The organism is Arthrobacter sp. J156 (assembly GCF_056172865.1).
The window spans coordinates 731,246-753,157 of sequence record NZ_CM149650.1 but is presented as its reverse complement, the minus strand read 5'-3'; the positions used below and the strand labels follow the sequence as shown (position 1 = coordinate 753,157).

Genomic DNA, 21,912 nt, shown 5'->3' with positions numbered 1-21,912 from the left:
CACCGCCCCTAGAATGGGGCAGTCGCGGCCCCATCACGTCCCGGGGCCGCCGGGCGCGCCGCCGCACCGCGGGCCGCCCCGCACCGACCACAAGGAGTGGAACACCCATGGCACGCAAGGCCTCCCTGTCCGGCTTCCCCGAATGGCTTCCCGCGGAGCGACTCGTGGAGCTGCACGTCCTGGACACGCTGCGGAGGACCTTCGAGCTGCACGGCTTCTCCAATCTGGAGACCCGGGCCGTCGAGACCGTGGGCCAGCTCCTGCGCAAGGGCGAGATCGACAAGGAGGTCTACGGGCTCAGCCGCCTCCAGGACGCCGCGGCCTCGGCGCAGGACCCGTCCGCCCTCGCCCTGCACTTCGACCTCACCGTCCCGTTCGCCCGCTACGTCGTGGAGAACGCCGGCCACCTGGCCTTCCCGTTCCGCCGCTACCAGATCCAGAAGGTCTGGCGGGGCGAGCGCCCGCAGGACGGCCGCTTCCGCGAGTTCACCCAGGCAGACATCGACGTGGTCGGCGACGGCAGGCTGCCCTTCCGCTACGACGTCGAGCTGGCCCTCGTCATCGCCGAGGCCCTCGAGGCCCTGCCGATCGGGCCGTTCACGGTCCGCGTGAACAACCGCAAGCTCGCCGAGGGCTTCTACCTGGGCCTCGGCCTGGAGGACACCGCGGGCGTCCTGCGCAGCATCGACAAGCTCGAGAAGATCGGGGCCGCGAAGGTCAAGGAGCTCCTCGCGAGCGAGCTCGGCGCCACGTCGGAGCAGGCGGACGCCGCGCTGGCGCTCGCCGCGATCCGCACCGAGGACGCCTCGTTCGTGGAACGGGTACGCGCCCTCGGCGTCGAGCACCCGCTCCTCGACGAGGGCCTCGCCGAGCTGGCCGAGGTCCTGCAAGCCGCGTCCCGCCGCGCCCCGGGGCGCGTCGTCGCCGACCTGAGCATCGCGCGCGGACTCGACTACTACACGGGCACCGTCTACGAGACGGTCCTGACGGGCCACGAGCAGCTCGGATCGATCTGCTCGGGCGGCCGCTACGAGTCCCTCGCGTCCAAGGGCAGCCGGACCTTCCCCGGGGTCGGCCTCTCGATCGGCGTCAGCCGGCTCGTCTCGCGGCTCCTCGCCGACGGATCCGTGGCGGCCTCCCGGGAAGTCCCGACGGCGGTCCTCGTCGCCCTCGCGAACGACGACTCCTGGTCCGACGCGCAGGACGTCGCCGCCGCGCTCCGCTCCCGCGGGATTCCCGTGGAGGTCGCGGCGAGCGCCGAGAAGTTCGGCAAGCAGATCAAGTACGCGGACCGCCGCGGCATCCCCTACGTCTGGTTCACCGGGGCCGGGGGTTCGCACGAGGTCAAGGACATCCGCTCCGGCGACCAGGTCCCGGCCGACCCGGCCACCTGGATGCCGCCGGCCGCCGACCTGAACCCGCGCGTGGAGGCGGTCGACGCCGGCTAGCCGCGGCCGCTCCGCTCCTGCCCCGTACGCCGCCGGACGGCCGCCTGCGCGACGGCCCGCCCGGCGGCGCCGACGGCGAAGACCGCGATCATCACGGCAGCGCTCGGACCGGGAACGCTCGCGGCGAGGACCAGGCAGGCCGCGAAGCCCGCGGCGTTGAGCCACCGCGGGCTGTACCACGGGCGTCCGGCCAGCGTGAACGCCGCCGCGTTCGCGACCGCGTAGTAGACGAGCACGCCGAAGCTCGAGAAGCCGACGAGGATCGTCAGCTCGCCGGTGAGCAGGACGGCGACGACGAGGACCGCGCAGGCGAGCTCGGCCGCCCACGGCGCCCCGTGCCGGTCGCCGACGCGAGCGAGGACGCGCGGAAGCTCGCCGTCGCGCGCCATGGCCAGGGTCGTCCGCGACATCCCCGCGAGCAGCGCCAGGAGCGATCCGAGGCACGCGAGGGCCGCCGCGGCCCCGACGACCCATCCCGCGAGCCCCACGTGCGCGCCGAGGGCGAGCACCGGCGTCGTACTGGCCGCCAGGGCCCCGAGGCCGAGCCCGTGGACGAGCGCCAGGCAGAGCGCGCCGTAGAGGAGGAGCGTCGCCGCGAGCGCCAAGAGGACCGCACGCGGGATGGTGCGACGGGGATCCCGGACCTCCTCGCCGAGCGTGGCGATCCGCGCGTAGCCAGCGAACGCGAAGAAGAACAGCGCGGCGGCCTGCGCCGTCCCCGCCGCGGTTCCCGCCGGCCCCGCGGCCACGGGCTCCGCCGCGGGACGCGCGAACGCGGCGGCGCAAGCGAACGCGAGGACGCCCAGGACCGGAAGCAGGAGCAGGCGGGCCGCCCCGGCCGTGCGGTTGACGCCGAGCACGTTCACCCCGGCCAGGACGGCCACGGCCCCGACGGCCAGCGGCACGGCGAAGCCCGGGGCAGCGTACAGGCCGAACGTGTACGCCATCGCGGCGCAGGACGCGCTCTTGCCCGTGAGGAACCCCCAGCCGGCGAGGAAGCCGGGCCACGGGCCGAGCTGCCGACGCCCGTAGAGGTAGGCGCCTCCGGCCTCGGGGTGCCGGCTCGCGAGGGCCGCGACGGCCAGGGCGTTCGCCGAGGCGACGGCGGCCGCGAGGAGCAGCGCCGCCCAGAGGAGCGGTCCGGCGGCCGCCGCCGCGGGTCCGGGGACGACGAAGACGCCCGCGCCGACCATCGAGGCGACGCCGAGGACGACGGCGGACGGGAGCCCGAGCGGGCGCCGCTCGGCGGGGGATGGGGGCACGTCTCGACTCCAGCCTGGTTCGGGTGCCTCACCGGCACGTGGGGGCGCTGCGGGGAGCCGCCGCGGAGCGGCCGACGGGCCGTCCCCCGCCGGGCGGAGGGGCGGCGCGTCCGCACGCGGCACGGCAGACCGGTAAACTCGTTCGGGATTGATCAAACCATGCGGAAGTGAACGCCACGGCGCCGTCCGCATTCCCCTTTCGGAAAGGACCACAGTGCTGCGCACCCACGACCTGGGAACCCTCAGGGCCGAGCACATTGGACAGACCGTCACCCTGGCAGGGTGGGTGGCCCGCCGCCGCGACCACGGCGGAGTCGCCTTCCTCGACCTGCGTGACGCCTCGGGCGTGGCACAGATCGTCGTCCGCGACGAGGCCGACTTCCACGCGCTGCGCAACGAGTTCGTCCTCCAGGTCACCGGCACGGTGGAGCGCCGCCCCGAGGGCAACGAGAACCCCGCGCTCGGCACCGGAGAGGTCGAGGTCATCGCCGAGACGGTCACCGTGCTGAACACGGCGGCCCCGCTGCCGTTCCAGGTCGACGAGCACGTCGAGGTCGGCGAGGAGGCGCGCCTGCGCCACCGCTACCTCGACCTGCGCCGGCCCCAGCCGAACGCCAACATCCGCCTGCGCTCGGAGGCCAACCGGGTGGCGCGCGAGCTGCTGCACACCGAGGGCTACGTCGAGATCGAGACGCCGACCCTGACGCGGTCCACGCCCGAGGGCGCCCGCGACTTCCTGGTCCCGGCCCGCCTGGCGCCCGGATCCTGGTACGCGCTGCCGCAGTCCCCGCAGCTGTTCAAGCAGCTCCTCCAGGTCGGCGGCTTCGAGAAGTACTACCAGATCGCCCGCTGCTACCGCGACGAGGACTTCCGCGCGGACCGCCAGCCGGAGTTCACGCAGCTGGACATCGAGGCCAGCTTCGTGGAGCAGGACGACGTCATCGAGCTGGGCGAGAAGATCGTCGCCGCGCTGTGGCGCCTGATCGACGTCGAGATCCCCACCCCGATCCGCCGCATGACCTACGCCGAGGCCATGGAGAAGTACGGCTCGGACAAGCCGGACCTGCGCTTCGGCCTCGAGCTGACGGAGCTGACCGGGTTCTTCAAGGACACCACGTTCCGCGTCTTCCAGGCCCCGTACGTCGGCGCCGTCGTCATGCCCGGAGGGGCCTCGCAGCCGCGTCGTACGCTCGACGCCTGGCAGGAGTGGGCCAAGCAGCGCGGCGCCAAGGGCCTCGCCTACGTCCTGGTCCAGGAGTCCGGAGAGCTCACGGGCCCCGTGGCCAAGAACCTCACCGACTTCGAGCGCGAGAATCTGGCCTCGACCGTGGGCGCGGCCCCGGGCGACTGCATCTTCTTCGCCGCGGGCGAGGCGCGCGAGGCGCGGGCCCTGCTCGGCGCGGCCCGGGTCGAGATCGGGCACCGCACCGGACTCGTCCAGGACGGCGACTGGGCGTTCGTGTGGGTCGTCGACGCTCCGATGTTCGAGCCCGCCGCGGCCGCCGTGGCCTCCGGCGACGTGGCCGTCGGCTCCGGCCAGTGGACCGCCGTGCACCACGCCTTCACCTCGCCGCGCCCGGAGTTCCTGGACACGTTCGACCAGGACCCGGAGAGCGCGCTGTCCTACGCCTACGACATCGTCTGCAACGGCAACGAGATCGGCGGCGGCTCGATCCGCATCCACCAGCGCGATGTCCAGGAGCGCGTGTTCAAGCTCATGGGCCTGGACCAGGAAGCCGCTCAGACGAAGTTCGGCTTCCTGCTCGAGGGCTTCAAGTACGGCGCCCCGCCGCACGGCGGCATCGCGTTCGGCTGGGACCGCGTCGTTCAGCTGCTCACCGGATCGGACTCGATCCGCGACGTCATCGCCTTCCCGAAGACCGGCGGCGGCTTCGACCCGCTGACGGCCGCGCCCGCCCCGATCACCGCGCAGCAGCGCAAGGAGGCCGGCGTGGACGCCAAGCCGGAGCCGAAGAAGGCCGACACGGCGAAGGAGGCGGCCCCGGCCGCCCCGTAGCCCGCACACCGCACGACGGCGGGGCCCGCACCTGGGGTGTGGGCCCCGCCGTCGTCCGCCCTCCCGTCCCGTGCGCCGCCCACTTCACGTCGTCTCGGCGAAACAGCCCGCCGCCCACTTCACGTCGTCTCGGCGAAACAGCCCGCCGCCCACTTCACGTCTTCTCGGCGAAACAGTCGGCCGGCCACGACTTCACGAGGTAGACCCCATGAAGTGGCCGGGGAGTGGCGCCCTCGCCCAGTTGACGTGAACTGGGCACGACGTGGCCAGACGGATGGTTTCGCGCGATGAGTGTGGGACCGGCCGGGCGGATGGGTTCGTGCGTTGGGTGGGGGACCGGTCTGGCCGGTCGGGTGGGGCCGGACCGCTAGCCGGGCAGCTCGTCCGTGTCCACGATCAGGGTGAACGGACCGCTGTTGGTCGAGGAGACCTCCATCATGGCGCCGAAGACCCCGGTCTCCACGTGGGCTCCCAGGCGCCGCAGGGCGGCCACGAACTCCTCGTAGAGCGGTTCCGAGAGCTCGCGTCCCGCGGCCCGGGTCCACGAGGGGCGTCGCCCCTTGCGGACGTCGCCGTAAAGCGTGAACTGGCTGACGACGAGGAGCGGGGATCCGGTCTGCGCGCACGACGCCTCGTCCTCCAGCATCCGCAGGTTCCACAACTTGGCCGCCAGCAGTTCGGCCTCCCGCCGGGTATCCGTCGTGGCGACGCCCAGCAGCACGAGCAGTCCGGCGCCGATCGAGCCGACCGACGCGCCGTCGACCACCACCGAGGCCGAACTGACGCGCTGTGCGATGGCCTTCATGGGAGCCTCCTGGATCGGGCCGCGACCAGGCGGCGTGTGCTGGGTCCGGCGGCCGGGGAGGTGCGCGCCGTGGGGAACTCTACCGTCCGGACCCCGGGCCGGCGCGGTACGGCGCCGACGATGGTCCACCGGGGGACCGTGCTGGCGGGGCCCCGGGATCGGCCGGCGGTCCAACGGCCGATAGGCTGGTGCGGTGGATGACTTGCTGAGCGGACTCGACGCGCCCGAGCCGGAGGAGGACGAGGGCCGCGCCCGGCCTCGGCCCCCGCTCGCGGTGCGCATGCGGCCCCGGACCCTCGAGGAGCTCGTGGGCCAGCAGCACCTGCTCCAGCCGGGATCGCCCCTGCGCCAGCTCGCCGGAAACGCGCAGACGGGCCCCGCCGGCCCGTCCAGCATCATCCTGTGGGGTCCCCCCGGAACGGGCAAGACGACGCTGGCCCACGTGATCGCCCGGGGCCCTGGCCGCACGTTCGTGGAGCTGTCCGCGATCACGGCCGGCGTCAAGGACGTCCGCCGGGTCATGGACCAGGCCCTGTCCGACCGCGATCTGCGCGGCATCACCACGGTGCTCTTCCTCGACGAGATCCACCGCTTCAACAAGGCCCAGCAGGATGCGCTGCTGCCCGGCGTGGAGAACCGCTGGGTCGTGCTCGTCGCCGCCACGACCGAGAACCCGTCCTTCTCCGTCGTCGCGCCGCTCCTGTCCCGTTCGCTGCTTCTGACCCTGCAGCCCCTCGAGGAAGGGGACATCCAGGCCCTGCTCGAGCGCGCCGTCGAGGACGAACGCGGGCTCGCCGGGACCGTCGACGTGGAGCCGGAGGCCCTCGAGCACCTCATCCGCATGGCCGGGGGAGACGCCCGCCGCTCCCTCACGGCGCTCGAGGCCGCCGCCGGCGTGGCATGGGGGGAGTCCGACGGCGGTGCCGACGCCCGCGTCCGGCTCACCACCGCGCATGCCGAGCGGGCCATGGACGTCGCCGTCCAGCGCTACGACCGCGCCGGCGACCAGCACTACGACGTCGTCAGCGCGTTCATCAAGTCCATCCGCGGCTCCGACGTCGACGCCGCGCTGCACTACCTGGCCAAGATGATCGAGGCGGGGGAGGACCCCCGGTTCATCGCCCGGCGGCTCGTGATCAGCGCGTCGGAGGACATCGGCCTGGCGGATCCGACGGCGCTCCAGACGGCCGTCGCCGCCGCGCAGGCCGTCCAGCTCATCGGCATGCCGGAGGGCCGGATCATCCTGGGGCACGCGACCGTGCACCTGGCCACGGCCCCCAAGTCGAACGCCGCCTACAACGGCCTGAACTCCGCCATCGCCGACGTCCGCGCCGGCAAGGGGCGCGGCATCCCCTCCCACCTGCGCGACGCGCACTATCCCGGGGCCCGGCAACTGGGCCACGGCAAGGGCTACGTGTACTCGCACGACGCCCCCCACGGCGTGGCCGAGCAGCAGTACCCCCCGGACGACCTCGTCGGCCGGGACTACTACGTGCCGACGGGCAACGGCTCCGAACGCGCGGTCGCCGAGCGACTGGAGCGGCTGCGGGGCATCATCCGGGGCCCGCAACCGCAGCGGGCGAAGGACGGGGAACGCCGCGCCCCCTGACGGACCGGGCCGGCAGCCGGGGCTTCGTGCCGGGCTCCCGCCTCCTGGGCGGCGCGCCGCCCCGGGTCAGACCACCCGCTGCCGGCGCGACATGCGGTGGAGCGCGGTACGGTGCTAGGATTGATCCTTGGCCGGCAAGCCGCCCCTCCTTTCACGCCCGGATCCTTCCGCGGCCGCGGAGCGGAGCGCGCTGCAGCACGACGGGAAGCGGCTTCCCGACACTCTCCATCCCGGAGGCCGGGCCACAACGACAGCCGCCGATACACACGAAGGACACTACGTGAGCACCAATACCCGTGCCCGCCGCAAGGTTCGCATCTCGCGCGCCCTCGGCATCGCACTGACCCCCAAGGCCGAGAAGTACATGGAGCGCCGCCCGTACGGCCCCGGACAGCACGGCCGCGCCCGCAAGAAGCAGGACAGCGACTACGCGGTGCGCCTGCGCGAGAAGCAGCGTCTGCGCGCCCAGTACGGCATCCGCGAGGCCCAGATGACCCGCGTCTTCGAAGAGGCCCGCCGCACCGCCGGCCTGACCGGTGAGAACCTCATCGAGCTGCTCGAGATGCGCCTCGACGCGCTCGTGCTGCGCGCCGGCTTCGCCCGCACCATCTCGCAGGCCCGCCAGCTCGTCGTGCACCGCCACATCTGCGTCGACGGCAAGCGCGTCGACCGCCCGTCGTTCCGCGTCGCCGAGGGCCAGCTCATCCACGTGCACGAGCGCTCCGAGACCATGGTCCCCTTCCAGGTCGCAGCCGCCGGCGCCCACCGTGACGTCCTCCCGGCCGTCCCGGGCTACCTGGACGTCAAGCTGGAGGCCCTGCAGGCCCGCCTCGTGCGCCGCCCGAAGCGCTCCGAGGTCCCCGTGACCTGCGAAGAGAACCTCGTCGTCGAGTACTACGCCCGCTGATCCCACCGGATCAGAGGCGCGGCCACCCGCCGACCACCACAGAGCCCGCGGCCTTCGTGCCGCGGGCTCTGTGGCATCCGGGAACCTTAGGTAGTGTTGGGTAGCGTTGCAGCCACCGAAACGAGGAGCATAGTCATGACCGGGTCCGACATCGCCGGCCTCATCGCCGCCGGCGTCTTCGCCGTGCTGGTGGCCCTGCTGGCCATTCCCGTCTGGAAGCTGGGCAAGGTGTTCGACGAGCTGCGGACCGCCGTCCGGGAGCTCTCCGACGGCACGAGCCCGCTGCTCGAGGAGGTCACCACGACCGTGGCCACCACCAACCACCAGTTGCGCAAGGTCGACGGGATCACGAGCAACGTCTCGGACGCGTCCGCGAACATCACCGCCTTGTCCTCGCTCTTCGCCTCCGTCCTGGGCCGGCCGCTCATCAAGGTCGCCGCCTTCAGCCACGGCGTCCGCTCCGCCATGAACCACAAGCCGTCCGGCAAGGGCCGGCGCAGCCGCTAACCAGGAAGGCCACACGCATGTTGAAGAAGCTCTTCTGGGTCGGCGTCGGCGTCGGGATCGGCGCGCTCGCGTTCAAGAAGCTCGGAGAGGTCCGCGACGCGGCGAGCCAGGACGGCCTGAACCGTGCCGTCGGACGCGCCTCCGACGCCGTCGCCGAGACGCTCGCGGCGTTCCGCGACGGCATGGCCGGCCGCGAGGCCGAGCTGTACGAGGCCCTCGGCCTCGCCGACGCGGGCGAGGCGTCCCGGCAGCGCCCCCGCCCCTAGCCCCCCCGGCCGCGAACCGCGGCCCTCCGCGCCGGCAACGCCGGCGGCCCCACCCCCGTGACACCGTTCCTCGAAGGGATCACCCACATCATGAAATCGCAGGACATCGCCCGCCGCTGGGTCGAGTTCTTCACCGCCAAGGGCCACACCCACGTCCCGAGCGCCTCGCTGGTCTCGAGCGACCCGTCCCTGCTCTTCACCGTGGCCGGCATGGTCCCCTTCATTCCCTACCTCACCGCCCGCGAGGCGGCCCCCTACCCGCGCGCCGTGAGCATCCAGAAGTGCATCCGCACGGGCGACATCGACGAGGTCGGCAAGACCGTCCGCCACGGCACCTTCTTCCAGATGGCCGGCAACTTCTCCTTCGGCGACTACTTCAAGGAAGAGGCCATCACCTACGCCTGGGAGCTGCTCACGGCACCCCAGGCCGATGGCGGATTCGGGCTCGACGCCGAGCGGCTCTGGGTCACGGTGTACGAGGACGGCGACGAGCGCGACGACGAGGCGCGCGCGATCTGGCGGGACAAGGTCGGCGTCCCCGAGGAGCGCATCATCGGCACGGGCAAGGCGGACAACTACTGGAGCACGGGGCAGCCCGGGCCCGGCGGCCCCTGCTCCGAGATCTACTACGACCGCGGCCCCGAGTACGGGATCGAGGGCGGCCCCGCCGTCGACGAGACCCGGTACATCGAGATCTGGAACCTCGTGTTCATGCAGTACCAGCTCTCCGCCGTGCGCTCCAAGACCGACTTCGACGTCGCGGGCGAACTGCCGCAGAAGAACATCGACACCGGCCTGGGCCTGGAGCGCCTTGCCATGATCCTCCAGGGCGTCGAGAACATGTACGAGACGGACCAGGTCCGCCCCGTGCTGGACAAGGCCGCCGAGCTCTCCGGCAGGGAGTACACGAGCACCGAGGACCCGGCCGATCCGCACCACACCGACGACGTCCGCCTGCGCGTCGTCGCCGACCACGTCCGCTCGGCGCTCATGCTCATCTCCGACGGCGTCGTCCCCTCCAACGAGGGCCGCGGCTACGTCCTGCGCCGCCTCATCCGCCGCGCGGTGCGTGCCATGCGCCTGCTCGGCGTCGACGACGCGGTGCTGCCCGAGCTGCTCCCCGCCTCGCGCGACGCCATGAAGGGCGTCTATCCGGTGGTGGAGGAGGACTTCGCCCGGATCAGCCGGATCGCGTACGCCGAGGAGAAGGCCTTCCTGCGCACGATCGCCTCCGGAACGGCCCGTCTCGAGGAGGCCGTGCGCCAGTCGCGCACCGCCGGGACCGCGCTCTCCGGCGAAGACGCGTTCGCGCTCCACGACACCTACGGCTTCCCGATCGACCTGACGCTCGAGATCGCCGCCGAGGCGGGCCTCGCCGTCGACGAGACGCGCTTCCGCGACCTCATGGGAGAACAGCGCCAGCGCGCCCGCCAGGACGCCAAGGCCAAGAAGGCCGGCCATGCGGACCTGACGGTGTTCAACCGCCTCCAGGCCGACGGCGGCAGCGTCTTCACGGGCTACGACGAGCTGAGCACCGAGAGCACCGTGCGCGGCATCGTGCGCGCCGGGGAGCTCGTCGACTTCGCCACCCAGGGCGAGGAGATCGACCTGGTCCTGCGCGAGACCCCGTTCTACGCGGAGGCTGGCGGGCAGGCGGCCGACGTCGGCCTCATCACGGGCGACGGCTTCGTCGTCGAGGTCCTCGACGTCCAGGCTCCCGTCAAGGGGCTGAGCGTGCACCGCGCCGTCGTGCGCGAGGGCGAGCTGCCGTCGTCCGCCACCGTGCTGGCCCAGGTCGACCGCCAGCGCCGGCACTCGGGGGAGCAGGCGCACTCCGGAACGCACATCATCCATGCCGCGCTCCACGAGATCCTCGGCCCCGAGGCGCTCCAGAGCGGATCGTTCAACAAGGCCGGCTACCTGCGCTTCGACTTCACGTGGGCCGAGGGCATCTCCGCGGCCGCGCGCAGCGAGATCGAGGAGGTCTCCAACCTCGCGATCCGGAACAACCACCCGGTCCGCACCACCGTCATGCCGCTCGCCGAGGCCCGTCAGCTCGGGGCGATGAGCCTCTTCGGCGAGAAGTACGGCGAGACGGTCCGCGTCGTGGAGATCGACGGCGCCTGGTCGCGCGAGCTCTGCGGCGGCACCCACGTCGACTCGACCTCGAAGATCGGCACCCTCACCCTGCTGGGCGAGCAGTCCGTCGGCTCCGGCAACCGCCGCGTCGAGGCGCTCGTCGGCATGGAGGCCTTCCGCCACGGGGCCGCCGAGCGCGCCCTCGTGGGCGAGCTGTCGGAGATGTTCCGCGTTCCGTCGAACCAGCTGTCCGAGCGCATCCAGTCAACCGTCGCCAAGCTGCGCGCCGCCGAGAAGGAGATCGAGCGCCTGCGCCGCGAACAGCTCGCGGCACGGGCGGGGCAGCTCCTCGCCTCGGCCGTGGACGTCTCGGGCATCCGCGTCCTGGCGCACGACGCCGGCGAGGTCGGCTCCGCGGACGACCTGCGCTCGCTCGCGCTGGACCTGCGCTCGCGCCTCGGCGCGGGGGCCAACGTGGTGGCCCTCGCCGGAGTCTCCGGCGGCCGCCCGCTCGTGCTCGTCGCGACGACGGAAGAGGCCCGTGACGCCGGGCTCAAGGCGGGCGCGCTGGTCCGCACGGCCGCCGGCATCCTCGGCGGAGGCGGTGGCGGGAAGGACGACGTCGCCCAGGGCGGCGGCCAGGACGCGACCCGCGTGGACGACGCCCTCCAGGCGATCGTCCGCCAGATCGCGGAGCGGTCCTGAACGGCGTCGAACGCGGCGTCCGGCTCGGTGTCGACGTCGGCCAGGTGCGCGTCGGGGTCGCCGTCTGCGACCCCGACGGCCTCGTGGCAACGCCATTGAGGACGCTCACGCGCGATGCCAAGAAGGATTCCGACCTCCGGATCCTCGCCGGGATCGTCCGTGAACGCGAGGCCCTCACCGTCTACGTGGGGCTGCCGCAGTCGCTCGGCGGCGGCGAGACGGCCTCGACCCGCATGGCCAGGGACTACGCGGCGAAGCTCGCCGGCCTGCTCGCCCGCTCCGGCGCGGCGGCCGGGGTCCGCCTCGTCGACGAGCGGCTGACCACGGTGACGGCCCACCGCTCGCTGCGCGATGCGGGGCTCGACGGACGCAAACACCGCGGGGTCGTTGACCAGGTCGCCGCAGCCGCTATTCTTCAACATGCCCTGAATATGGAAAAATCGCTCCAACGGGACGTGGGGGTCGCCGTGGATCATGACGAACGTCCGGCAACGGACACCGACTAAAGGACGGCTGCCGGTGAACGACACGCATCCCGAACCCCCCGCGCGGGAACCCCGCCGCCGGGCCGAGGATCCAGCCCCGACAGAAGCCGTCGGCGACGGGCCTCCCTTCCGCCGCCTGCGCAGCGGGCGGCGCCGCAGCGAGCCCACGGCCCCGTTCGATGCCGAAGGCGTGTCGGCCGGCACCGATCCCGCACCACGGCAGCCTGCGGCTCCCGCACCCCGGCAGGAGCACCGCGGCGCTACGGCCGAGTCCCACGACCCCGGTCATCCGGAGTCACACGACGGGTCCGCGGCGGCTGACGTCGACGCGCCCGCGGAGGAGCACGTCGGGGAATCCACGGGCGAGCACTACGACGAGTACACCGACGTCGAGCCCGACGAGGCCGAACTGTACGCGGAGGAGACCGCGGCCGCGGGCACCATCCGCAAGCAGCGCCGCCGGCGGCGCAACATCGTCATGCTCGTGGTGCTGGGGATCTTCGCCGTCGCCGTGGCCGCGATCGTCCTGTTCCTGCAGACCCTGCTCGGCCCCGGCGAGCCCGAGGACTTCGCCGGTCCGGGGGAAGGCGAGGTCACCTTCACTGTCGAGCCCGGATGGGGTCCCATCCAAATCGGCGACAAGCTCGTGGAAGAGGAGATCGTCGCGAGCCGTACCCTCTTCCTGGCCGCGATCCAGGAGGTCGAGGCGGAGAACCGCGAGATCCACCCGGGGGAGTACCAGCTCCAGCGCCGGATGCCGGCCCTCGAGGTCGCCCAGTCGATGATCGGCACGGGCGGCGAGAAGGTGCACTACGTGGCCTTGCGGCAGAACATGCGCACCGGCGCCGTCTTCGAGGAGATCAACAAGGCCACGGGCCTCGACGTCGCCGAGCTCGAGGCGCTGAACGAGCAGCCGGAGGCCTTCGGCATCACGGGGCCCGCGACGACGCTCGAGGGCTACCTCCACCCGGGGGAGTACCGCTTCCCGCTCGAGACCGATGCCCAAGGCGTCCTGCAGCTCCTCGTGGACGCCACGCTCGAGGAGCTCACCTCGCAGGGCGTCTCCGACCCGGAGGAGCAGTACCGGGTCCTGAAGATCGCCAGCATCCTGCAGGCGGAGGCCCGGCCCAAGGACTACCCCGTCGTCGCCGGCGCCATCGAGAACCGGCTCCGTCCCGGGAACACGGAGACCAACGGCCTGCTCCAGGTCGACTCCTCCGTCATCTACGGCCTGGGCCGCTATTCGCTCCAGTTCACGGAGGCCGAGAAGAACGACGCGGACAACGCGTACAACACCTACGTGCACCCTGGGCTGCCGCCGACCCCCATCGGCTCGCCCGCCAACTCGGCCATCGAGGCGGCGATCAACCCGGAGGAGAACGACTTCTACTACTGGGTCACGGTGGACACGACGACGGGCGAGACGAAGTTCGCCTCGACCTACGCCGAACACCGCGTCTACCAGGAGGAATTCCGCCAGTGGTGCGCGGCCAATCCGGACATCTGCAAGTGAGCGGGGCCCGCGCGGCCGTCGTCGGACAGCCGATCGGGCACTCGAGGTCACCGGTCCTGCACCGGGCGGCCTACGCCCATCTGGGCCTGCCGATCGGCTACGACGCCATCGACGCAGGCGTCCCCGACGCGGCCGAGCTCGCGGCACGGCTGCGCGGAGAGGCCGGATGGCGGGGGCTCTCGGTGACGATGCCCCTCAAGCACGCCCTCGTGCCGCACATGGACTCCGTCTCGGACCGGGTCCGGAGGCTCGGCGCCCTCAACACGGTCGTCGTCCGCCCCGGAACCGGCGGCCCCTCGCTCCACGGCGAGAACACGGACGTCGACGGGATCGTCCGCGCGCTCGGCGTGGAGCCGGATCCCGGCCTGCGCATCGCCGTCCTGGGTGCCGGCGGCACGGCGGCCGCGGCCGCCGAGGCGGCGGCGGCCCTCGGGGCGGCTGCCATCGACTTCGTCGTGCGCGACACGGGCCGGGCGGCCGATGCCGTCGGGCTCGCCCGGGGCCTCGGGCTGTCCTCCGAGGCGATCGGCACCCCGGAGGCCTCCGAGCGCCTGCCGGGCTACGGCGTCGTCATCTCCACCCTCCCGCCCGGCGCGGCGGATCCCTGGTCCGGGGCCCTGCCGCTGCAGGCCATGCGGCCCGGGTCCGTCCTCCTCGACGTCGCGTACGATCCATGGCCCAGCCGCCTCGCCACGGCCTGGGCGGCGGCCGGCGGCCGCGTCGTCGACGGCTTGGAAATGCTCCTGCACCAGGCCGTGGAGCAGGTCCTCCTGTTCACGGGCACGGACCCCGGGCGGCGCACCGAGGTCACAAACGTGATGTATGACGCGGTGGGCCTGCCCCGCCCCGTCCGTTGAGCGCGGCACGTGGCAGTATGGAGGGCATGTTGCGTTGGTTGACGGCGGGCGAGTCCCATGGCCCCGCCCTGGTAGGAATCCTCGAGGGGCTGCCGGCTGGCATCCCGCTCACCACCTCGGACGTGCAGGCGGCCCTGGCCCGCCGGCGGCTCGGCTACGGCCGCGGCGCCCGCATGAAGTTCGAGCAGGACCAGGTCCGGTTCGTCGGCGGCGTCCGCCACGGGCTGACCCAGGGCGGTCCCGTGGCCATCGAGGTCGGCAACACCGAGTGGCCCAAGTGGGAGCAGGTCATGGCGGCCGATCCCGTCGATCCGGAGATCCTCGAGAACCTCGCCCGCAACGCGCCCCTCACGCGGCCGCGGCCCGGCCACGCCGACTTCACCGGCATGCAGAAGTACGGCTTCGACGAGGCCCGCCCCGTCCTCGAGCGGGCCAGCGCCCGCGAGACCGCCGCGCGCGTCGCCCTGGGCACCGCCGCGGCCCGCTTCCTCGGCGAGCTCGGCATCGAGCTCGTGAGCCACACCGTGGCCGTCGGCAGCGTCGCGGTGCCCGAGGGCACCCCCGTGCCCGTCCCGAGCGACGTCGTCGCGCTCGACAACGACCCCCTGCGCTGCCTGGACCGCGAGACCTCCGACGCCATGGTCGTCGAGGTCGACGGCGCCCACAAGGACGGCGAGACCCTCGGCGGCGTCGTCGAGGTCCTCGCCTACGGCCTGCCACCGGGCCTCGGCTCCTACGTCCACTGGGACCGCCGCCTCGATGCGCGCCTGGCCGCCGCCCTCATGGGCATCCAGGCCATCAAGGGCGTGGAGGTCGGCGACGGCTTCCTCACCGCGGCACGCCGGGGTTCCGCCGCGCACGACGAGATCGTCCGCGACGAGGACGGCGTGATCCAGCGCTCGAGCAACCGCGCCGGAGGCATCGAGGGCGGCATGAGCATCGGCGAGGTGCTGCGCGTGCGCGCGGCCATGAAGCCCATCGCCACGGTCCCGCGCGCCCTGAAGACCATCGACGTCTCCAGCGGCGAGGACGCGACGGCGCACCACCAGCGCTCGGACGTCTGCGCCGTCCCGGCCGCCGGCGTCGTCGCGGAGGCCATGGTCGCGCTCGTCCTGGCCCAGGCCGTGCTCGAGAAGTTCGGCGGAGACTCGGTGGCCGAGACCGCCCGCAACATCCGGTCCTTCACCGACGCCATTCCCGAGGCATTGGGGACGGTTCGCTCCTGATGCCGGGCGGGATCTTTCTGATCGGCGCCATGGCCAGCGGCAAGACGGCCGTCGGGCGCGAACTGGCGCGGCGCCTGCGCACGCGGTTCCTGGACACCGACGCGCTCGTCGTCGACGCCCACGGCCCCATCCCGGAGATCTTCGCGGCGCACGGGGAACCGGGCTTCCGCGACTACGAGTCGGAGGCGCTCCTCGAGGCGGCGGAGCGCACGGACAGGGGCGGGGGCGTCGTGGCCACGGGCGGCGGCGCCGTCCTCTCGCCCGGGAACCGGGAGCTGCTCAAGGGGCGGTTCACGGTCTACCTGTCCTCCGACGCCGAGACGGTCCTGCCGCGCATCAGCAATCCGTCCACCCGCCCGCTGCTCGCCGGGGACCCCGTGCAGCGCTGGCTCGAGATCTACGAGGTCCGCCGGCCGTTCTACGCCGAATGCGCCACCCTCGTCGTCGACGCCCGCGAGGGCACCCCCGCGCAGATCGCCGCGCAGATCGCCGACGCCTACCGGCGCCGCACGTCCACTCCTGGAGGCACCACCGCATGAGCACCGAGACCATCATCCCCGTGACCGGCAGCACGCCGTCCGCCTGCTACGACGTCGTCGTGGGCCGAGGCCTGCTGGGCCGGCTCCCGGGCCTGCTCGGCGAACGCGTCCGCAAGGTCCTCGTGATCCACCCGCGTGCGCTGCGCAGCACGGGCGACGCGGTCAAGGCGGACCTCGACGCGGCCGGCTACCAGGGGATCACCGCCGAGATCCCCGACGCCGAGGAGGGCAAGCACATCCAGGTCGCGGCCTTCTGCTGGCAGGTCCTCGGCCAGAACGACTTCACGCGCTCCGACGCCGTCATCGCCGTCGGCGGAGGGGCCGTCACGGACCTGGCGGGATTCGTCGCGGCCACGTGGCTGCGCGGCGTCAAGGTCATCCACCTGCCGACGAGCCTGCTCGGCATGGTCGACGCGTCCGTCGGCGGCAAGACGGGCATCAACACGGCGGAGGGCAAGAACCTCGTCGGCTCCTTCCACCCGCCCGCCGCGGTCCTGGCCGACCTCGACGCCCTGCGCACGCTCCCGCGCAACGAGCTCGTCACGGGCCTGGCCGAGTCCGTGAAGTGCGGCTTCATCGCCGATCCCGCCATCCTGGACCTCATCGAGGCCTCGCCCGAGGCCGCCGTGGATCCCGAGGGCCCCGTGTTGCGGGAGATCATCGAGCGGTCCATCCGCGTCAAGGCCGACGTCGTCTCCGAGGACCTCACGGAAAAGGGCCGCCGGGAGATCCTCAACTACGGCCACACGCTCGGACACGCGATCGAGCTCGCCGAGCGCTATTCGATGCGCCACGGAGCCGCCGTGTCGATCGGCATGGTCTTCGCCGCCGAGCTCTCGCGCTCCGTCGGCCGGCTCTCCGAGGCCGTCGCCGACCGGCACACCTCGGTCCTGAACGCGCTGGGGCTGCCCACGAGCTACCGCCGGGACCGATGGTCGGCCCTGCTGGACGGCATGCGGCGGGACAAGAAGGCACGCGGGGACCTCCTGCGCTTCGTGGTCCTCGACGATCTGGCCCGCCCGGGGATCCTCGACGTCCCGGACACCTCGCTCCTCTTCGCCGCCTACCAGGACATCGCGGAGTAGGCCGTGGACTGGATCGAGACCGGGATGCCCGGCATCAAGCGGGACCCCGGGACCCTCCTGCCCGTCATCGTGGACGAGGAGCTCGCCGACGGCCTTCTCGCGGGCGACGACCCCTGCGACGCCGTCGTCGTCCTGATCGTCCGCGGCGAGCACCATGCGGCCGCCGAGCTCGTCGCCGAGACGCGCCTCAAGGAGCCGCAGAACATCCGGATGCGGATGCTGGATGCCGATCTCGTCCGGGCCACGGGGCACCACGAGCGCTCCATCCGCCGTCTGCGCAGCCTGCTCGAGGAGTTCGCCGGGACGTCCCACGAGGCCATGCTGAACCAGTACCTGGGGATCCTCTACTACACGACGGGCGACTTCAAGGCCGCCGTCGCGCGCTTCCGCGCCGCGCTCGAGCTGCACACGGCCGCAGGGGCCCTGCCGCGCCGCGTCGAGCTCGCCTGCCGTTCCCTCGAGGCGGCCGAGGGACGCCTGGCCGCCGTGCGGTAGACTGATCCATGGTTTTTTGACAATCGAGCCCTCCGCGGGCAGCGGACGGCCCCGGTTCCGGCAGGTCCGGCACGGGGCGGGCGCCAACAGGGAAGAGTAGCCGTGGCCACCACGAACGACATCAAGAACGGAACGGTCCTGAAGCTGGAGGGCCAGCTGTGGAACGTCGTCGAGTTCCAGCACGTCAAGCCGGGCAAGGGCGGCGCGTTCGTGCGCACCAAGCTGCGTAACATCCTCTCCGGCAAGCTCGTGGACAAGACCTTCAACGCCGGACTCAAGATCGAGACCGCCACCGTCGACCGCCGCGACTACCAGTACCTGTACCAGGACGGCGAGGACTACGTGTTCATGGACAACACGGACTACGACCAGATCACGGTCCCCGCCTCCGTCGTCGGCGACGCCGCGAACTTCATGCTGGAGACCCAGACCGCGACCATCGCGATGCACGAGGGCTCCCCGCTCTACATCGAGCTCCCGCCGTCCGTGGTCCTCGAGATCACCTACACGGAGCCGGGCCTGCAGGGCGACCGCTCCTCCGCGGGCACGAAGCCGGCCACGCTGGAGACCGGGTACGAGATCCAGGTTCCGCTCTTCGTCGAGCAGAACATCAAGGTCAAGGTCGACACCCGCACCGGCGACTACCTGGGCCGAGTCTCGGAGTGAGCGCCCGCGCCAAGGCCCGCCGCCGGGCTCTGGACATCCTCTTCGAGGCGGAGCAGCGCGACGTCTCCCCGCTCGCGGCGATGCGCCTGCGCCGGGAGTCCACGGACATCGTCATCAACGAGTACACGGTCACGCTCATCGAGGGCGTCATGGGCCAGCTCGACCGGATCGACGAGATCCTCGGGACGTACGCGCGCGGCTGGACCCTGGACCGCATGCCGTCCGTCGACCGGACGATCCTGCGCGTCGGGGCCTGGGAGCTGCTCTTCAACGACGACGTCCCGGACGCCGTCGCCGTCTCGGAGGCCGTCGCGCTGGCGAAGATGCTCTCCACGGACGAGTCGCCCGAGTTCATCAACGGCCTGCTGGGCCGCATCCAGCAGCTGAAGCCCACGCTGCTGGCCTGAGCCGGCTCCCGCGTCCATCCCACGGCCCGCCGTCCTCCCCGTCCAGGGGACGACGGCGGGCCGTCGCCGTCCCGGGGCGTGCGGCCCGGCGCGCCCGGGCGTGATCAGCGCCCGGCCGCGAGCAGTCCCAGCAGCTCGCCGCGCTGGCTCAGGGAGGCCTCCAGCAGGCGGTGCTCCTCGGCCCGGTCCCGCTCCGGGTGGTGTCCGCGCAGGATCCGGTGCCGGACGGCGGCCAGCCGTAGCGCCGTCGTCGTGAACGCGCGCATCTGCCGGTGCGCTCCGCGCCCGCGCGCCCAGGCGGCGGCCGCGCGGCGGCCCGGACCCGTCGCGAACATGGCGACCTCCTGCTCGGTGAACCAGCCGGCGCGGGCGTAGTCGCCGAGGCGTTCCTCGGTGAGCCGGCGTTCGCTGCGGCGCAGCATCCACACGGCGGCGATCGAGGCCAGGAACAGGGGGACCTGGAGGAGGAAGTAGAAGCTGAAGAAGTCCTCGAAGAACAGGGCCAGGCCGCCGTTCCAGAGGAAGTGTCCCGCCGTGGCCGGGGCGAGACCCAGCAGGAAGTAGGCGGGCCAGGCGCGGCGCCGCCCGCGCGAGGCCGCCATCCCGAGCGCGAACCCGGTCCAGGCCGTGAACAGCACGTGCGCGAAGGGCGACATGAGGCCCCGCAGGACGAACACTGCGGCGAGCTCCGCCCCGCCCTCGGCCCGCGCCCCCGAGAAGTAGAGGATGTTTTCCGTGAAGGCGAAACCGGCCCCGACGAGCCCCCCGTAGACGATCCCGTCGACGGGGCCGTCGAAGTGGGACCTGGCCAGCCAGAACACGAGCAGCAGGCCGAGGCCCTTGGCGAGCTCCTCGGTGACGGGGGCCAGGACCACGGCCGAGGCGAGCTCGGCGTCGAGCCCGGGCGCGGCGGCGGAGAGGAGCCAGGACGCGGGAAGGTTCAGGGCGAGGGTGACGACGACGGACGCGCCGGCGCCCCACAGCAGCGCGAGCGCCGCGAAGGACTTGGGCTCGGGGTCCCAGCGGTCCACCCACCACAGGCCGGTGAGGCAGATCCCAAGGGGGACGAGCGCCGCGAGTCCGACGGCGGCAAAGGAGGAGGACCCCAGGCTGGAGGCGAGGGCGAGCGCGACGGCGACGAGGACGACGGTGCAGGCGACGACGGCCAGGACCGTCCCCGTCCCGGTCGGCACACGGTGCCGCGGGGGACCGGACCAGACGGAAGCGGCGGGCTGCCGGGCCGGCTCGACGGGCGCGCCCCCCGGGCCGGCGGGATGTGGCGGAAAGCTCATGTCCACCAGCCTAGGGCCACCGTCACGCAAGCCCTGTGGCGGGGTGCACTGTGGTAGCTTGGACGCGTCAGTCACCCTTTAAGTTCCGTCCCGTGAGGCGGGAAAGGAGGCGGCATCATGGATTCAGAAGACGCCACGCCGCGTCGCGACGCCACTGCGCCGAGCCACACCACCGGTACCGGGGATTCCCCCGTGTCCCCAGCAGCCCGGACCGTCCTGTCCGGGGCCGACATCGAACGGGTGCTCACCCGGATCGCCCACGAGATCATCGAAGCCAACAAGGGCACCCAGGACCTCCTGCTGCTCGGCATCCCGCGCCGCGGCTTCCCCCTCGCCCAGCGCCTCGCCGCCCGCATCGCGACGACCGTGGACGGTCTCGACCCCGCCCCGATCGTGGGCCAGCTCGACATCACGATGTACCGCGACGACCTCCGCCACGGCACGTCCCGCACGCCCGCGCCGACGCTCCTGCCGCCCGGCGGCATCGACGGCAAGACCGTCGTGCTCGTCGACGACGTCCTGTACTCGGGACGCACCATCCGCGCCGCCCTCGACGCCCTGGCGGACATCGGCCGGCCCCGCATCGTGCGTCTCGCCGTCCTCGTGGACCGCGGCCACCGCGAACTGCCCATCCGGGCCGACCACGTGGGCAAGAACCTGCCCACGGCGACGAGCGAGAAGGTCCGGGTCCGCGTCGGAGAGGTCGACGCCCTCGACGGCGTGCCCGTCAACGACGTCGTGATCGAGGCCGGCGCATGAAGCACCTGCTGTCCACGCTCGACCTGGCCCGCGAGGACGCCGTGCGGATCCTCGACATCGCCGAGGAAATGGCCGCCGTCGGCACCCGGGAGATCAAGAAGCTCCCGGCCCTGCGCGGACGCACGGTCGTGAACCTGTTCTTCGAGGACTCCACGCGCACGCGCATCTCCTTCGAGGCCGCGGCCAAGCGCCTCTCGGCCGACGTCATCAACTTCGCCGCCAAGGGCTCCTCCGTCTCCAAGGGGGAATCGCTCAAGGACACCGTCCAGACGCTCGAGGCGATCGGCGCGGACGCCGTCGTCATCCGCCACTGGGCCTCCGGCGCGCCGGCCCGGCTCGCGGCGACCGACTGGATCTCCGCGTCCGTCGTGAACGCGGGCGACGGGACGCACGAGCACCCCACGCAGGCCCTGCTCGACGCGTTCACGCTGCGCCGGCACTGGGCCCGCGTCACCGGGGGGCCCTCGCTCGGCGGGGACCTGCGCGGCATGAGGGTCGTGATCGTCGGCGACGTCCTCCACTCGCGCGTGGCCCGGTCCAACCTCTGGCTCCTGCGCACGCTCGGCGCCGAGGTCGTGCTCGTGGCGCCGCCCACGCTGCTGCCCGTCGGCGCGGAAGCCTGGCCCTGCACCATCAGCTACGACCTCGACGCGGCCCTGGCCGCCGGACCGGACGCCGTCATGATGCTGCGCGTGCAGGGCGAGCGGATGAACGCGTCGTTCTTCCCGAGCACCCGTGAGTACTCCCGCCGCTGGGGTCTGGACGACGTCCGCGTCGCCGGGCTCGACGAGCGCGGCCACGCCGATACCGTCATCCTGCATCCGGGCCCGATGAACCGCGGCCTGGAGATCTCCTCCGCAGCCGCGGACTCTGCCCGTTCGACCGTCCTGCAGCAGGTCAGCAACGGCGTCGCCGTCCGCATGGCCGTGCTGTACCTGCTGCTCTCCGGCGAGAAGCGCGGATAAGCCACACCACCATGGAGA

21 protein-coding genes are annotated in these 21,912 nt (G+C 72.5%); 18 read left to right on the top strand and 3 right to left on the bottom strand.

The features are described 5' to 3' along the window. The first annotated feature begins 107 nt into the window (after positions 1-107). On the top strand, positions 108-1,448 hold the full coding sequence (gene hisS, locus AC0QR5_RS03515; RefSeq protein WP_329861352.1) for a histidine--tRNA ligase: 1,341 nt from the start codon (positions 108-110) through the stop codon (positions 1,446-1,448). On the opposite strand, the gene AC0QR5_RS03510 is transcribed toward hisS, so the two are convergent. Further along, positions 1,445-2,710, bottom strand: coding sequence for an APC family permease (locus AC0QR5_RS03510; protein ID WP_329861353.1), 1,266 nt, complete (start codon positions 2,708-2,710; stop codon positions 1,445-1,447). The two genes, hisS and AC0QR5_RS03510, sit on opposite strands and share 4 nt — an antisense overlap. Positions 2,711-2,924: 214 nt before the next feature. Here AC0QR5_RS03510 and aspS point away from each other — a divergent pair, with 214 nt between their 5' ends. Then, positions 2,925-4,727, top strand: coding sequence for an aspartate--tRNA ligase (aspS, locus tag AC0QR5_RS03505; protein WP_329861354.1), 1,803 nt, complete (start codon positions 2,925-2,927; stop codon positions 4,725-4,727). Between the two features lie 367 nt (positions 4,728-5,094). On the opposite strand, the gene dtd is transcribed toward aspS, so the two are convergent. Further along, complete coding sequence (gene dtd, locus AC0QR5_RS03500; protein WP_329861355.1) at positions 5,095-5,532, bottom strand: D-aminoacyl-tRNA deacylase; 438 nt, start codon at positions 5,530-5,532, stop codon at positions 5,095-5,097. Positions 5,533-5,812: 280 nt separating this feature from the next. On the opposite strand from dtd, the gene AC0QR5_RS03495 reads away from it, so the two are divergent. From AC0QR5_RS03495 to nusB, 14 genes are all read left to right on the top strand, one after another. After that, entirely contained in the window at positions 5,813-7,141 is a 1,329-nt protein-coding gene (locus AC0QR5_RS03495; RefSeq protein WP_430970681.1) for a replication-associated recombination protein A, read from the top strand. A gap of 280 nt (positions 7,142-7,421) precedes the next feature. Continuing rightward, positions 7,422-8,048: a 30S ribosomal protein S4 gene (gene rpsD, locus AC0QR5_RS03490; RefSeq protein ID WP_329861356.1), complete on the top strand. Its 627-nt coding sequence runs from the start codon at positions 7,422-7,424 to the stop codon at positions 8,046-8,048. Positions 8,049-8,183: 135 nt separating this feature from the next. Continuing rightward, on the top strand, positions 8,184-8,555 hold the full coding sequence (locus tag AC0QR5_RS03485) for a DUF948 domain-containing protein (RefSeq protein ID WP_329861358.1): 372 nt from the start codon (positions 8,184-8,186) through the stop codon (positions 8,553-8,555). A 17-nt stretch (positions 8,556-8,572) separates the two neighbouring features. Beyond that, on the top strand, positions 8,573-8,821 hold the full coding sequence (locus tag AC0QR5_RS03480; protein WP_329861360.1) for a hypothetical protein: 249 nt from the start codon (positions 8,573-8,575) through the stop codon (positions 8,819-8,821). Positions 8,822-8,911: 90 nt separating this feature from the next. Then, positions 8,912-11,605 (top strand): alanine--tRNA ligase, encoded by a 2,694-nt coding sequence (gene alaS, locus AC0QR5_RS03475; RefSeq protein ID WP_329861361.1) that lies wholly within the window; start codon positions 8,912-8,914, stop codon positions 11,603-11,605. A 44-nt stretch (positions 11,606-11,649) separates the two neighbouring features. Next, positions 11,650-12,111 carry a Holliday junction resolvase RuvX gene (gene ruvX, locus AC0QR5_RS03470; protein WP_475372493.1) on the top strand — a complete coding sequence of 154 codons (462 nt, stop codon included), beginning with the start codon at positions 11,650-11,652 and terminating at the stop codon, positions 12,109-12,111. A 13-nt stretch (positions 12,112-12,124) separates the two neighbouring features. Further along, entirely contained in the window at positions 12,125-13,603 is a 1,479-nt protein-coding gene (gene mltG / locus AC0QR5_RS03465; protein WP_430970679.1) for an endolytic transglycosylase MltG, read from the top strand. Next, positions 13,600-14,460: a shikimate dehydrogenase family protein gene (locus tag AC0QR5_RS03460; protein ID WP_475372492.1), complete on the top strand. Its 861-nt coding sequence runs from the start codon at positions 13,600-13,602 to the stop codon at positions 14,458-14,460. Before mltG ends, AC0QR5_RS03460 begins: the two co-directional genes overlap by 4 nt. 26 nt (positions 14,461-14,486) lie before the next feature. Then, positions 14,487-15,686, top strand: coding sequence for a chorismate synthase (gene aroC, locus AC0QR5_RS03455; RefSeq protein WP_329861366.1), 1,200 nt, complete (start codon positions 14,487-14,489; stop codon positions 15,684-15,686). A gap of 29 nt (positions 15,687-15,715) precedes the next feature. After that, positions 15,716-16,225, top strand: a complete 510-nt coding sequence (locus AC0QR5_RS03450) for a shikimate kinase (RefSeq protein WP_329861367.1) — start codon at positions 15,716-15,718, stop codon at positions 16,223-16,225. Next, on the top strand, positions 16,222-17,310 hold the full coding sequence (gene aroB / locus AC0QR5_RS03445) for a 3-dehydroquinate synthase (RefSeq protein ID WP_329861368.1): 1,089 nt from the start codon (positions 16,222-16,224) through the stop codon (positions 17,308-17,310). Before AC0QR5_RS03450 ends, aroB begins: the two co-directional genes overlap by 4 nt. Positions 17,311-17,313: 3 nt before the next feature. Further along, complete coding sequence (locus tag AC0QR5_RS03440) at positions 17,314-17,805, top strand: tetratricopeptide repeat protein (protein WP_329861369.1); 492 nt, start codon at positions 17,314-17,316, stop codon at positions 17,803-17,805. A gap of 102 nt (positions 17,806-17,907) precedes the next feature. Beyond that, positions 17,908-18,471: an elongation factor P gene (gene efp, locus AC0QR5_RS03435; RefSeq protein WP_329861370.1), complete on the top strand. Its 564-nt coding sequence runs from the start codon at positions 17,908-17,910 to the stop codon at positions 18,469-18,471. Then, the gene (gene nusB, locus AC0QR5_RS03430; protein WP_329861371.1) at positions 18,468-18,878 is read left to right on the top strand and encodes a transcription antitermination factor NusB; all 411 of its coding nucleotides are present in this window, start codon (positions 18,468-18,470) and stop codon (positions 18,876-18,878) included. Before efp ends, nusB begins: the two co-directional genes overlap by 4 nt. Before the next feature lie 104 nt (positions 18,879-18,982). On the opposite strand, the gene AC0QR5_RS03425 is transcribed toward nusB, so the two are convergent. Further along, the gene (locus AC0QR5_RS03425; RefSeq protein WP_329861372.1) at positions 18,983-20,170 is read right to left on the bottom strand and encodes a PrsW family intramembrane metalloprotease; all 1,188 of its coding nucleotides are present in this window, start codon (positions 20,168-20,170) and stop codon (positions 18,983-18,985) included. Between the two features lie 117 nt (positions 20,171-20,287). On the opposite strand from AC0QR5_RS03425, the gene pyrR reads away from it, so the two are divergent. Both pyrR and AC0QR5_RS03415 read left to right on the top strand, forming a co-directional pair. Next, a complete protein-coding gene (pyrR, locus tag AC0QR5_RS03420) occupies positions 20,288-20,929 on the top strand; it encodes a bifunctional pyr operon transcriptional regulator/uracil phosphoribosyltransferase PyrR (RefSeq protein ID WP_329861373.1) in 642 nt (213 codons plus the stop codon). Next, positions 20,926-21,894, top strand: a complete 969-nt coding sequence (locus AC0QR5_RS03415; protein WP_329861374.1) for an aspartate carbamoyltransferase catalytic subunit — start codon at positions 20,926-20,928, stop codon at positions 21,892-21,894. The genes pyrR and AC0QR5_RS03415 overlap by 4 nt, the downstream gene beginning before the upstream one ends. Positions 21,895-21,912 lie beyond the last annotated feature (18 nt).

Coding starts and splice junctions, on each gene's coding strand:
- hisS (WP_329861352.1), top strand. CDS start 108: ATGGCACGCAAGGCCTCCCTGTCCGGCTTCCCCGAATGGCTTCCCGCG.
- dtd (WP_329861355.1), bottom strand. CDS start 5,532: ATGAAGGCCATCGCACAGCGCGTCAGTTCGGCCTCGGTGGTGGTCGAC.
- AC0QR5_RS03495 (WP_430970681.1), top strand. CDS start 5,813: ATGCGGCCCCGGACCCTCGAGGAGCTCGTGGGCCAGCAGCACCTGCTC.
- AC0QR5_RS03485 (WP_329861358.1), top strand. CDS start 8,184: ATGACCGGGTCCGACATCGCCGGCCTCATCGCCGCCGGCGTCTTCGCC.
- AC0QR5_RS03480 (WP_329861360.1), top strand. CDS start 8,573: ATGTTGAAGAAGCTCTTCTGGGTCGGCGTCGGCGTCGGGATCGGCGCG.
- alaS (WP_329861361.1), top strand. CDS start 8,912: ATGAAATCGCAGGACATCGCCCGCCGCTGGGTCGAGTTCTTCACCGCC.
- aroC (WP_329861366.1), top strand. CDS start 14,487: ATGTTGCGTTGGTTGACGGCGGGCGAGTCCCATGGCCCCGCCCTGGTA.
- AC0QR5_RS03450 (WP_329861367.1), top strand. CDS start 15,716: ATGGCCAGCGGCAAGACGGCCGTCGGGCGCGAACTGGCGCGGCGCCTG.
- aroB (WP_329861368.1), top strand. CDS start 16,222: ATGAGCACCGAGACCATCATCCCCGTGACCGGCAGCACGCCGTCCGCC.
- AC0QR5_RS03425 (WP_329861372.1), bottom strand. CDS start 20,170: ATGAGCTTTCCGCCACATCCCGCCGGCCCGGGGGGCGCGCCCGTCGAG.
- pyrR (WP_329861373.1), top strand. CDS start 20,288: ATGGATTCAGAAGACGCCACGCCGCGTCGCGACGCCACTGCGCCGAGC.
- AC0QR5_RS03415 (WP_329861374.1), top strand. CDS start 20,926: ATGAAGCACCTGCTGTCCACGCTCGACCTGGCCCGCGAGGACGCCGTG.